General features: G+C 66.4%; 10 protein-coding genes. 8 read left to right on the forward strand and 2 right to left on the reverse strand.

What is annotated here, in order from left to right:
- Positions 1-222 precede the first annotated feature (222 nt).
- The gene (locus ABD683_RS09905; protein WP_344769542.1) at positions 223-942 is read left to right on the forward strand and encodes a TetR/AcrR family transcriptional regulator; all 720 of its coding nucleotides are present in this window, start codon (positions 223-225) and stop codon (positions 940-942) included.
- Here ABD683_RS09905 and ABD683_RS09910 read toward each other — a convergent pair.
- Positions 901-1,677: a glucose 1-dehydrogenase gene (locus tag ABD683_RS09910; protein ID WP_344769543.1), complete on the reverse strand. Its 777-nt coding sequence runs from the start codon at positions 1,675-1,677 to the stop codon at positions 901-903. The two genes, ABD683_RS09905 and ABD683_RS09910, sit on opposite strands and share 42 nt — an antisense overlap.
- The gene (locus ABD683_RS09915) at positions 1,674-5,219 is read right to left on the reverse strand and encodes an indolepyruvate ferredoxin oxidoreductase family protein (protein ID WP_344771586.1); all 3,546 of its coding nucleotides are present in this window, start codon (positions 5,217-5,219) and stop codon (positions 1,674-1,676) included. The genes ABD683_RS09910 and ABD683_RS09915 overlap by 4 nt, the downstream gene beginning before the upstream one ends.
- 146 nt (positions 5,220-5,365) lie before the next feature.
- Between ABD683_RS09915 and ABD683_RS09920 the strand changes: the two genes are divergently transcribed.
- From ABD683_RS09920 to ABD683_RS09950, 7 genes are all read left to right on the forward strand, one after another.
- The gene (locus tag ABD683_RS09920) at positions 5,366-6,523 is read left to right on the forward strand and encodes a PucR family transcriptional regulator (protein WP_344769545.1); all 1,158 of its coding nucleotides are present in this window, start codon (positions 5,366-5,368) and stop codon (positions 6,521-6,523) included.
- Positions 6,524-6,631: 108 nt separating this feature from the next.
- Entirely contained in the window at positions 6,632-7,777 is a 1,146-nt protein-coding gene (locus ABD683_RS09925; protein ID WP_344769547.1) for an NAD(P)/FAD-dependent oxidoreductase, read from the forward strand.
- A gap of 8 nt (positions 7,778-7,785) precedes the next feature.
- Positions 7,786-8,658, forward strand: coding sequence for a branched-chain amino acid ABC transporter permease (locus ABD683_RS09930; RefSeq protein ID WP_344769549.1), 873 nt, complete (start codon positions 7,786-7,788; stop codon positions 8,656-8,658).
- Positions 8,658-9,677 carry a branched-chain amino acid ABC transporter permease gene (locus ABD683_RS09935; protein ID WP_344769551.1) on the forward strand — a complete coding sequence of 340 codons (1,020 nt, stop codon included), beginning with the start codon at positions 8,658-8,660 and terminating at the stop codon, positions 9,675-9,677. Before ABD683_RS09930 ends, ABD683_RS09935 begins: the two co-directional genes overlap by 1 nt.
- Entirely contained in the window at positions 9,674-10,456 is a 783-nt protein-coding gene (locus ABD683_RS09940; protein ID WP_344769553.1) for an ABC transporter ATP-binding protein, read from the forward strand. Before ABD683_RS09935 ends, ABD683_RS09940 begins: the two co-directional genes overlap by 4 nt.
- The gene (locus tag ABD683_RS09945) at positions 10,449-11,216 is read left to right on the forward strand and encodes an ABC transporter ATP-binding protein (protein WP_344769555.1); all 768 of its coding nucleotides are present in this window, start codon (positions 10,449-10,451) and stop codon (positions 11,214-11,216) included. The genes ABD683_RS09940 and ABD683_RS09945 overlap by 8 nt, the downstream gene beginning before the upstream one ends.
- 126 nt (positions 11,217-11,342) lie before the next feature.
- Positions 11,343-12,521, forward strand: a complete 1,179-nt coding sequence (locus ABD683_RS09950; protein ID WP_344769556.1) for an ABC transporter substrate-binding protein — start codon at positions 11,343-11,345, stop codon at positions 12,519-12,521.
- Positions 12,522-12,569: the final 48 nt, after the last annotated feature.

Below are 12,569 nucleotides of genomic sequence, written 5' to 3' on the forward strand. Positions count from 1 at the left end.
TGGGAGGAAGGGATTCAAGCTCTCTCTTAGGCGAGCCTAAGAGGCTGGTCCAACCCCTTCCGAGACCGTCTTGCGATGCGAACGCGAAGCATGTGGCGTGGGTCACAGACGTCTACCGTGGTGGGTGTCTTCTGTGGTTGGTCACTGCCGTCCCTGTCTGGATGTAGAATCCAAGCAAGCGCTTAGTAACCTCACCGACTCATCCCTGACACAAGGAGCACGATGTCCGCCGACCCCGCTGATCTGGCCCACGCCGGCAGCAAGCGGATGCCATTCCAGCGCGACCCCGAGTCGGTGTCTCCCCGCGGCGTCTTCGACGACGTGATGCCCAAGGGCTCCCGCCGATTCCTGATGGCGGCCGTCTCCGCGTTCGCCGGCCGGGGCTACCACGCCACCACCACCCGCGACATCGCCTCCCTGGCCGGGTCCAGTCCGGCCGGCATCTACACCTATTACTCGACCAAGGCCGACCTGCTGTTCGAGATCTCGGTCATCGCCCATGACCGGATCCTGTCCGACATCGAGGAAGCCGTCGCCTCCGCGGACGACCCGATCGGGCGCGTTGCCGCCATGGTGCGCGCCTCGGTGCTCTGGCACGCAGAGGAGCACGTCCTCGCACGCGTCGTGAACGCCGACTTCAGGGCGCTCGACGTGACCCGGGTGGCCAAGATCCTCAAGATTCGTCGCACGATCAGCCAGATCGTGCGCAACGAGGTGCAGCTCGGAGTGGACGCCGGGGTGTTCTCGGTCGACCACATCGAGGGCACGGCGATCGCGATGCTCCGGCTGATGGACGTTGCTCCTTGGTACAACGAGCGCGGACCGATGTCGCCGTCACAGCTCGCCGACGTCTATGTCGAGCTGATCCTCAAGATGCTCGGCGCCTCGACGACTCGACGCTCAGATGATGCTGGCGATCGAGATACCGCCATCAACGGGTAGCACCACGCCTGTCACGTAGGACGCCGCGGCGCTCGACAGGAACACGACTGCACCCGCGATGTCGTCGGGCCTGCCGATGCGACCGAGCGGAGCAACCCGCTCGAATGCGTCCTTCTCCGCCTCGAGCGTCGCTTCCATCATCTTGGACTCGAACGGGCCCGGCGCGATCGCGTTGACGGTGACATGGCTCGGCCCGAGCTCGACCGCCAGGACGCGGCTGAGGTGGTGGACGGCCGCCTTGCTCGACGAGTAGGAATAGGTCGGCAGCAGCGGCACTCGGAGCCCGTCGATCGAGCCGATGTTGATGACCCGCGCGGGATGCTCGGCGCTGCCGGCAGCTCGCAGCTGCGGAAGGAGCTCCTGCACCAGGAAGAACGGTGACTTGACGTTGAGGTCGAGCACGCGGTCCCAGGCCGCGCTCGGGAACTCTTCGATCGGCGCACCCCAGGTCGCTCCGGCGTTGTTGACCAGGATGTCCAGGCTTGAGACACGCTCGCGTACGTCGGCGGCGAGCTGCTGACAACCCTCGTACGTCGACAGGTTCGCCTGAAGCGCCACGATCGTCCCGAGCGGCGAGAGCTCCTCCGCGGTGCGCTCGCACTCGTCGGCCTTGCGTGAGGCGATGTAGACCGTGGCGCCGGCCTCGAGCAATCCGCGCGCCGCCATCTTGCCGACGCCACGGCCGCCGCCGGTCACCAGTGCGGTGCGACCCGTCAGGTCGAACAATGCGCTCATCGGCCGACCGGCGCCGCGGCCGGCGCAGTGGGTGCGGAGCGAAGCTCGGCGAGGCGTTCCCGGTAGGCCGCGGCGTTGCGCTCCTTGATGTGCTCGTAGCCGCGGACCATGTCGGGAAGGGCCGCGATCTGGGCCGCCCGATCGATGCCATCGGGCTCGAGGGTCGAGGTCAGCTCGTCGAGCACGCCTTCGTACTCGGCGAGGAGCGAACGCTCCAGCCGCCTGACGCGGGCGTACCCGAAGACGTCGAACGGGGTGTTGCGGAGACGGCGCATGAAGTAGAGAACCACGAAGAACGGCTTGAACCACGCACCGAGGGTGATCTTCTTCTTCATGCCCAGGGCTCGGAGGATCGGCGGGTGAAGTCGGTAGGACGCCTTGTAGCCCTCGCCGAACTGCTCCTTGAGGCTCGCGGCGAGAGCGGGATCGATCGACAGACGGGCGACCTCGTACTCGTCCTTGTAGGCCATCAGCTTGTGGAGGTGCTGTGCCGCCGCGAGGCTGAGCTCGGTGCTGTCGGGTGCGACACGCTGCTCCGCAGCACGGACCTTCTCGATCGTCTCGGCATAGCGTCGCGCGTAGCGCTCGTCCTGGTAGCCGATCAGGTCGGCCACTCGGCGCTGGACCAGCTCGGCCAGCTCCGAACCCGCAGCAGCCTTGACCGCCGAGGCGATGGCGACTGCTGCCGCGCTGGGGGCCTGCGCCTCGGACGCACTCGACAGCGACGAGATCGTGGCGAGGAGCGCCGACTGGTCGCTGACCTGCTGACGACCACGGCGGAACGCCTGGATGTTGCGCTGCACCGCGACGGCATTGAGCTCGATGGCCTGCTCGATGTCGGCCGCCCGGAGGGGGATGGCGCCGGACTGGAACGCGACACCGAGCAGGAAGACGTTGGCGTACTGGTCGTCGTCGAACAGGTCCTTGGTGAGCTGGCGAGCATCGACATACCGGCTGTGCTCGGCGCGGGACACCGGCTCGATGCGTCCGACGGTCTCGCTGAGCTCGGGGAACAGCACCTCGGTGCTCGCCACCATCGATCCAGTCGGAACCTCGGCGGTCGACACCACGGCGACGGTCCGCTCCTGGCTCGCCACGGACAGGTAGGACTCGCTGGCCGCGACGAGGACGTCGCAGCCAAGGTAGAGGTCGGCCTGTCCCTTGCCGATCTTGTTGGCCTGCAGGCCGGGGGTGTCGGTGATCTTGACGTCGGAGACGACGGCTCCACCCTTCTGGGCGAGCCCGGTCTGGTCGAGCGACTGGACGTGCTTGCCGGCGAGGGCGGCCGCCGTCGAGACCAGCTGGGCCACCGTGACGACTCCGGTTCCGCCGATACCGGTGATGCGCACGCCGAAGCCGTCGCTCGGCACGACGAGCGCCGGATCCGGGAGAGCGGAGGCGTCGAGGTCGGCAGCCGTGGGTCGCGGCGTGCTCGCCGCCTTGACCGACGCGGTGCTCGCCGGGACGACCGTGAGGAACGACGGGCAGTCGCCGTCCAGGCAGGAGAAGTCCTTGTTGCAGGAAGCCTGGTGGATCTGCGTCTTGCGGCCGTACTCGGTGCCGACCGGCTGGACCGACAGGCAGTTGGACTTCGCGCCGCAGTCGCCGCAGCCCTCGCAGACCCGTTGGTTGATGAACGCACGCTGCACGGGCTCCTCGACGAGCTTGCGCTTGCGCTTGCGGCGGAGCTCGGTCGCGCACTCCTGGTCATGGATCAGGATCGTCACGCCGCTGACGCGGGCCAGCTCCTCCTGCGTCTTCATGAGCTCGTCGCGGTGGCGGACCTGCACGCCGCGTGGCAGCCGCACCTTCTTGTATCGATGAGGCTCCTCGGTCGTGATGACGATCCGTGACACACCTTCAGCGGTCAGCTCGCGGACCATCTCCTCGACCGTCATGCCGCCCACGGCTTGCTGCCCGCCGGTCATGGCGACGGCGGAGTTGTAGAGGATCTTGAACGTGATGTTGGTCCCGGCCGCGATGGCTGCGCGGATCGCGAGGCTGCCGGAGTGGTGGAACGTGCCGTCGCCCATGTTCTGCACCATGTGGTTGGTCGAGACGAACGGTGACATACCGATCCACGGCCCACCCTCGCCGCCCATCTGGGTCAGGCCGACGACGTTGCCGACGCGTGACTCGGGCATCAGCGCGACCATGCCGGAGCAACCAATGCCGGCGCCGACAAGCGATCCGTCGGGCGTCTCGGTCGACCGGTTGTGAGGGCAGCCGGAGCAGAAGAACGGCGTACGGGCGAGCAGTGGCAGCGGGATCGTCGCGCGTTTGAGCTTGACCGGCGAGGCGATCGGGACGTCCGGGAGCGACACGTGCTCCGACAGGCGCAGCTTGAGCGCGCGGCCGATCAGCTCGGGGTCAAGGTCCGCGTCGGCCCGCAGCAACGGCTGACGGTTGAGCGTCGTCTTGCCGGAGATGGCCGGAGCATCCGGGTGGCCGTACAGGATCTCCTTGATGCCGGCCTCGATGAAGGAACGCTTCTCCTCGACCACGATGATCTCGTCGAGTCCGTCCGCAAAGTCGGTGATCTCGTCCGGGTCGAGCGGAAAGACCATGCCGAGCTTGAGCAGACGGATACCCCGGGCCTCGAGCTCGTCGTCGGTGAGGCCCATCGCGCCGAGTGCCTGGCGCACGTCGAGGTAGGTCGCACCAGCCGTCACGATGCCGACGACGGCGTCCTCTCGAGCACCGAAGATCCGGTTGAGCTCGTTGGTCACGGCGTAGCGGCGGGCGAGCTGCAGCCGCTTGTTGTAGAGGCTGTACTCGAGCTCCGACAGCGTCGGCTGGAGGAAGTTCGCCGACACCTCGTGCTCGTAGGCCAAGCCGCCCACCTTGTTGTCGGGCTCGATCGTGGTGACCCGGTCGGGGGAGACCTCGGTCGTCGCCGAGCCGTCGGCGACGCTGGTGGCGATCTTGATGCCGACCCAGAGACCGCTGAAGCGTGACATCGCGATGCCGTGGATGCCGAGGTCGAGGACGTCCTGAGGGTCACTCGGCGACAGGATGGGCATGCCCAGCTCGGCCATCGCGATCTCTGAGCTGCTGGGCACGGTCGAGGACTTCGCCACCGAGTCGTCGCCGACCAGGGCCAGTGCGCCACCGGTGCGGTGTGCGCCGCCGAGGTTCGCGTGGCGCAGTGCGTCTGAGGCCCGGTCGAGACCGGGTGCCTTGCCGTACCAGATCCCGATCACGCCGTCGTACCGCAACGAGTCCTGGTTGCCGGCGAGCTGGCTGCCTTGCACCGCGTTCGCAGCGAGCTCTTCGTTGAGGCCGGGGCGGAAGACGATGTCGTGCTCGTCGAGCAGGGCCTTGCGTCGTTGGAGCTCCAGGTCGTAGCCCGCGAGCGGCGATCCCTCGTAGCCACTGATGAATGCGGCGGTACGCCGCCCGGCTCGGTCGTCGTGCCGGCGGAGGTCGAGAGGCAGTCGCACGAGTGCCTGAAGGCCCGAGAGATAGATCGAGCCGTCCTCGACGGTGTAGCGGTCGTCGAGGCGTTGGGGGGCGGCGATTGCCATGAAATCCTCCGAAATCGGGTCCGAAACGGCGCTGAACCGGGGTTCTACCCATAAAACCTCGTGAACTTCCCAATGTCTCCTGTCAGAGACACGATATTTGGGGCGGAATCAGGGCAATATGTGTGGAATCCACAGATTGAGCCCTAGAGGAGGCCATAACCATGGCAAAAGCCGAGCGTCGTGAGGACATCGTCGAGGTCCTCGACCAGCTCCGGGAGGAGATGCCGAGCATCGCCAAGGGTGTGGTCCGAGAGATCCGCGCCAACCTGGTGGAGTACTCGGTCGTCCCGCTCGGTGACCATGTGGAGCACGTGACCGAGCAGCTCACCAGGATCGTCGACTCGTTGCGTGAGGGCCGCCAGCTGACCGATGAGGACCTGCGTCGAGCCGGTGCGCTCGGGCGGCTCCGGGCCACCCAGGGCGTGAGTGTCGAGGCAGTGATGGGTGCGTGGCACGTGGGCAACCGGGAGCTGTGGAAGATCATCGACGAAAGGGCCGACCGGGGGAGGTCATTCCTCCCCGGGCTGGCAACCCTGCTGTGGGACTCGATGCAGATGACCTCCACGGAGCTGGCGGCGTCACACTCCTCGGTCTCGCGAGCCCAACACACCCAGGACCTCACGCTGCGGCACCGCCTGATGGCCCTGCTGAGTCGTGAGGAGGTCGGTCCCGAGGCCGAGGAGGTGGCCGCGAGCCTCGGTTTCGATGTCGCTGGAGAGTACGTCGCCGCATGCATCTCTGCAGGTGAGAGGCCTATTGGAGTCGCACAGACCCTGCACGAGGAGCTCGAGTACCTCGACGGTGTGTCCTTCGCGGTGCAGCAGGGCGCCGTCCTGATGGTGCTCGCCCAGGGCCCCTCGGCCAAGGATGTCGTCGAGGTGATCGACGGTCTCGGCACGTCACCGACAGCGGGTGTGGGGCTGGAGCGCGCGGGCCTTCGTGGAGCCCAGATGAGCATCGAGGACGCCCGGCTCTGCCTTGAATCGGTCGGTGGTGAGCAGCGCGTGCGCGCGTTCGGCGACGACTGGTGGCGAGCCAGCCTGATGGCTGAGTCGGAACGCCTCGCCCCGCTCGTCGTGGAGCGTCGGGAGGCGATCGAGGAGAACCCCCATCTGGTCGAGACGATCGAGCAGTTCATGACGTCGGGGTTCTCGGTGACGGCCGCCGCCAAGGCGCTCCAGATCCACGCCAACAGCGTCGCCTACCGACTGGATCGTTGGCACCAGCTCACCGGATGGGACCCGCGGACGTTCATCGGTCTCAACCAGTCGCTGCTTGGGTGCGCGCTTGTTCAGTCTGGAAAGATTTCGGGCACGTAAATTCTCAAACTTGACTAAGCGCTTGCTTGCAAACTTGGCGATTCGGTGAAATAGTCCATCCCACTGTGATGGTCATCACAAGCGAATCGAGAGGGTTGGTTGAGCAGGATGTCCCACTACGACGTGATCGTGATCGGCGGCGGCATCGCCGGTGTTTCCATCGGCTATGAGCTCTCCAAGGACCGCAGTGTGTGCCTGCTGGAGATGGAGTCCACGCTTGCCTTTCACACGACAGGCCGCTCGGCGGCGACGTTCCTGGAGACCTACGGCGGTCCCGAGATCCGGGCGCTGACGACTGGTAGCCGGTCGTTCTTCGAAAATCCCCCCGAGTACTTCGAGGCCGCGCTGATGTCGCCCAGGCCGTTGCTCCAGTTCGCCAAGGCCGGCCGCGGCCAGGTGATCGCCGACCTCCACGCCGACGTGCTTCCGCTCGTGCCGGACGCCGAGCTGCTGAGTCCCGAGGACGTCGCCAAGGTGTTTCCCCCGGTGCGTCCGGGCTACGTCGATGCCGGCATGTACGAACCCGGTGCCATGGAGCTCGACGTGCACGGCCTTCACCAGGGCTACGCGAGGGGCATGCGGGCGCAGAAGGGCGAGATCGTCAAGAGCGCACCGGTCGTCGCGCTCTCCCATGGCGGTGACAGCTGGACCGTGACGACCGCGGACGGCGCCGAGCACACCGCGACCGCGGTCGTGAACGCCGCAGGCGCGTGGGGCGACGTCGTCGGCGAGATGGCCGGCGCCAAGCCGGTCGGCCTGATGCCGCTGCTCCGCTCGATCTTCATGGTCAGCTCGCCGTCGGGTGCCGAGACCAAGGACCTGCCGATCTTCGGCGACATCGACCAGAGCTTCTACGTCAAGCCGGAGGGCGAGCAGTTCCTCTGCTCGCCCGCCGACGAGACACCGACACCTCCGAGCGACGTGTCCGCCGACATGCTCGAGATCGCCCGCGCGATCGACGAGATCAACGCGGCGACGACCCTCAACGCCAAGAGCGTGAGCTCGTCGTGGGGCGGCCTTCGCAGCTTCGTGCCGGATCGCAACTTCGTGGTCGGCCCCGATGCCGAGGTCCCGAACTTCTTCTGGTTCGTCGGCCAGGGCGGGTACGGCATCCAGACCTCGCCGGCCTCCGCCATGGTCGGAGCGGCCCTCGTACGTGGCGAGGACATCCCCGCCGACCTGGCGGCGCGCGGTCTCGACGTCGAGAAGCTGGCGCCCAACCGTCCCGGCATCTCCATCGCGGCAGACCACTAGGAGCCCACGTGGAATTCCTCCAGCAACTCGTCAACGGCCTCACGATCGGGAGCATCTACGCCCTCGTGGCCATCGGCTTCTCGATCGTCTACGGAGCCCTTGGACTGGTCAACTTCGCCCACGGCGACATTCTGATGGCAGGCACGTTCGTGGCGTTCGCCCTCTACACCAGCCTCGACCTGCCGATCGCCGTCGCCTGCATCGGCGGCATCATCGCGGGCCTCCTCCTGGGAGCCATCGTGGAGGAGGTCGCGGTACGGCCGGTGCTGAAGTCGCACCTGCTCATACCGATGATGACGACCCTCGGCATGGGATTGATCATCCGCAACATCGTCGAGCTCAAGTACGGCTCCGGCACCCTGCCGTTCCCGTCGTTCGCCGGTTCGGGCTTCTTCGACGTCTTCGGCCTGCAGATAGCCCGAGCGGCCGTGGTGACGCTGGTCGTCGCGGTCATCACGCTGGTGCTCTTCGCCGCATTCCTGAAGTTCACCAAGACGGGCTTCGCGATCCGCACGGTGGCCCAGGACATGACAGCGGCGCGACTCATGGGCATCCCGGTCAACCGGACCATCATGATGGTCTACGCCGCGGGCGGGGCGCTGGGTGTCATCGGTGGCCTCCTGTACGCGAACACCCTCGAGGTCGTCTACCTCGGCATGGGCTTCCCGATCCTGCTCAAGGGATTTGCAGCCGCGATCGTCGGCGGCATCGGCAACCTCCAGGGAGCGCTGATCGGTGGGCTGATCCTCGGCGTGCTCGAGTCTACGGTCGGGCCATCCGCAGGCTCCTACCGTGACGCGATCGCCTTCTTCCTGCTGATCGCGATCCTGCTGGTCCGTCCCGCAGGTCTGCTCGGCGCACGAGTGCAGGAGCGTGTCTGATGCTGTCGTTCATCCCCAACTCGGTCCAGCGGCTGGTGCTGCTCGCCCTCGTCGTGCTGGCGTTCATCCTGCCCAACCTCGTACAGCCCTACACGATCCGCGTCGCTGCCACGATCCTCGTGTTCACGGTCTTCGCGACGGGCCTCAACCTGATCCTCGGATTCACCGGACTGCTCAGCTTCGGCCACGCGGCGCTCTTCGGCACGGGCGCGTACATCTCGGCCCGGCTGATGCTCGACACCGGACTCCCCCTGGTCCTCGTGATGCTGATCGCGACGGTGGGCGCCGGGGTCTTCGGACTGCTGATCGGCCTGACGTCGTGGCGGGTGGGCGGCGACTACCTGGCGCTCATCACCCTGGGAGTCGGCCAGATCTTCTACCTGTTCCTCAACAACTCCAACGACCTGACGGGCGGCGCCACCGGACTTCCGGGCATCCCCGCCGGCAACTTCTTCGGCTGGGATCTCTCGTCGATCCAGAACGTCTACCTGTTCGTGCTGATCGTCGCGATCGTCGTGACGCTCCTCGCCCGGGTGATCGGGCGTTCGTACTTCGGCCGATCCCTGCTGGCGATCCGCGAGGACGAGGTCATCGCTCGTGCACACGGCATCAACGTGCCGCTCACGAAGGTGATCAGCTTCGGCGTCGGCAGCGCGATCGCGGGCCTCGCGGGAGTCTTGCAGGTGCTCCTGCTCGGCTTCGTCGGCCCGGCGACCTTCAACGTCGACCAGTCGATCCTCGTGGTCGAGATCGTCCTGATCGGCGGCATGGCGACGACAGCCGGTCCGCTGCTCGGCTCGGCGCTCGTGATCGGCTCGACCGAGTACCTCCGCGCCCTGCAGGACTACCGGTCGATGATCTTCGGCGCCCTGATCGTCCTCGTCCTGCTGTGGAAGCCCGGAGGCCTCGTCCAGATCCTCGGCATCGGCGAGAAGTCCACGGCTGCCTACAAGTCGCCCTTCTCGCTGTTCAAGAGATCCGTACCGCCCGTCCCCACCGAATCGGAGGCCAGGTCATGACCATCACGATCGAGGAACCCATCTTCAAGGCGACCAACGTGGGGTGCCGCTTCGGCGGCGTCATCGCGCTCGACAGCGTCGACTTCGAGGTCGGACAGCACGAGATCGTCGGGCTCATCGGCCCCAACGGATCTGGCAAGACGACGCTGCTGAACGTGTTGTCGGGCATCTACAAGCCGACCGGCGGCGAGATCGAGATCGACGGGAAGCCGTCGCGCTTCAAGTCGTCGCGCCGGCTCAGCCGCGACGAGGGTCTCGCCCGGACGTTCCAGAACATCCGGCTGTGCCCGTCGCTGACGGTGCGCGACAACGTCATGATCGGGATGCACAACACGTTCCACTGGTACGACGCACTGTGGACCGCCAAGGGTGGCCGCGAAAACGCGGCTGACGCCCAGGTGGCCGAGATCCTCGAGTTCGTCGGCATCGCCGACAAGCGCGACGAGATCGCGACGGATCTCGCGTACGGCGACCAGCGCCGTGTCGAGATCGCCCGGGCCCTCGCGACGACCCCGCGGCTCCTGCTCCTCGACGAGCCGGCGGCCGGCATGAACCCGCGCGAGGCGAGAGTCCTGGTCGACCTGATCAAGCGCATCCACGAGGAGCGCAAGATCTCGATCGTCGTGATCGAGCACAACATGAACGTGGTCATGACGACCGCGTCGCGGGTGATGGTCCTCGACGCGGGACTGTGCATCGCCCACGGCGACCCCAAGTCCGTCAGCGCCGATCCCCAGGTGCTCGAGGCCTACCTCGGAAAGCGGTTCCGCGATGTCTGAGTCCCTGCTCAAAGCCGAAAACCTGACGGTTCGCTACGGACCGGTCACAGCCCTCCACGACGTCAGCATCGAGGTCAACAAGGGCGAGATCGTGGCCCTCGTCGGCGCCAACGGTGCCGGCAAGTCGACCCTGCTCAAGACGCTGTCGGGTCTGCTGCGGCCTGCCGCGGGCACGATCACGTACCGCGACATCAACCTGGCCAAGACGCCGGCGCACGAGATCGTGCAGTCCGGGCTGGTGCACGTACCTGAGGGCCGTCAGGTCTTTCCGCGGTTCAGCATGCGAGACAACCTGCTCGCCGGATCGTTCACCAAGAACTTCCACACCGCCGGCAAGCGGGCGGATGCCGTGATCGCCGCGACACCCCTCCTTGCGCGGCGGTCCGGCAGCCTTGCGGGCCAGCTCTCGGGAGGCGAGCAGCAGATGCTCGTGATCCAGAGGGCGCTGATGGCCGAGCCTGACATGATCATGCTCGACGAGCCGTCGATGGGTCTCTCGCCGGTCCTCGCGGACCAGGTGCTCGAGCTCGTCTCCAAGCTGCGGGATGACGGCATGACCGTCCTGCTGGTGGAGCAGAACGCGCTCGGGGCCCTGGAGATCGCAGATCGTGTGTACGCACTTGCCACCGGCGAGGTGCTCTACAGCGGTACGTCGGCCGAGCTCAAGGACGACGAGAGCTTCGCCGACCAGTTCCTCGGCGTCGTGACGGCCGACGCCGAGCGACTCGGCGACCAGCTCGCCGAGTCGGGGGATGGATAGGCGTCCCGGTGCGCCCGTCGCGGATCGGCAGGTCCGAACGGCAGGCGGCAGGGCGGGGGACACCGCGCGGTGAAGGTCATCGAGCGGGGCAGCACGGCAGCACCACAACCACCATGAGGAGTACGAATGAAGGTCAACAAAGCAATGCTGGTCGGAGGTGCGGTTCTCGCGCTCACGCTCAGTGCATGTGGCGGCGGCAGCGGGGGTGATGGCGGCTCGAGTGGTGGCACGGTCACGGTCGCCGTTGCCGGCCCGATGACCGGTGACAACGGCATCTACGGCAACGACCAGCTGTCCGGCGTCAAGTTCGCCGCCGACGAGCTCAACAAGAGCGGCGGCATCCCTTCGGGACCGCTCAAGGGCAAGAAGATCAAGGTCGTCAAGTTCGACGACGTCGCAGATCCCAACCAGGGTGCCTCGGTGGCACAGAAGATCTGTGACGACACCAAGATCCTCGCCGTGTTCGGACACAGCAACTCGTCGGTGACGCTCGCCGCTGAGCCGATCTACGAACGCTGCAACGTCCCGCTGTACGTGAGCTACTCCTCCAACCCGGAGATCACGGCCAAGCTGCACAAGAACCTGTTCCGCACGCTCGTCGCCGACGACAAGATGGGCAGCGAGATGGCGTCGTACGCCCATGGTGAGCTCGGCTTCAAGAAGGTCGGCGCCCTCGCTTCGGACGACGACTATGGCGATGGCCTGAAGGTCAACTTCAACAAGACCGCCAAGGAGCTGGGCCTCAACGTCGTCAAGACGGTCACCACGTCGGCCAAGCAGAAGGACTTCACCCCGCAGCTCACCGAGCTCCGGAATGCGGGTGCGGACTCCATCGTCCTGCTCAACACCTACACGGACGCCGCGCTGCAGATCAAGCAGGCCCGTGCGATGGGCTTCGACGTCCCGATCTTCGTGACGGCGGGCTCCAACAGCCCCGAGCTGATCAAGATCGCGGGCGCGGACGCTGCCGAGGGCACGATCATCGACGGCGTGTTCGACGGCAACTCGACCGAGCCGGGGCCGGCGAAGTTCGTGAAGGACTTCACGGCTGCCAACGGCAAGGCACCGGGTGAGTCGGCCGCCCTGTCGTACGACTCGTTCTTCGTGTTCCTCGCAGCGCTGGAGGCGGGTGCCGATGACCGCAAGAGCGTCATCGAGAAGACCGACTCGATCGACTCCTTCGACCTGCCGATCGGTGGTGCGTTCAGCTTCAACGACACGCACGAGCCGAAGATCGAGGCCGGCAAGACGTCGACCGTCCTCCTGCAGGTCAAGGACGGCGTGATCGGCAGCTACACCAAGTAATCAGCACAGATCAGGCGTCGTGCGGGTCGTCCGCGACCCGCACGACGC

It is taken from the genome of Aeromicrobium panaciterrae, assembly GCF_039537165.1.
Classification (GTDB): Bacteria; Actinomycetota; Actinomycetes; order Propionibacteriales; family Nocardioidaceae; genus Aeromicrobium; species Aeromicrobium panaciterrae.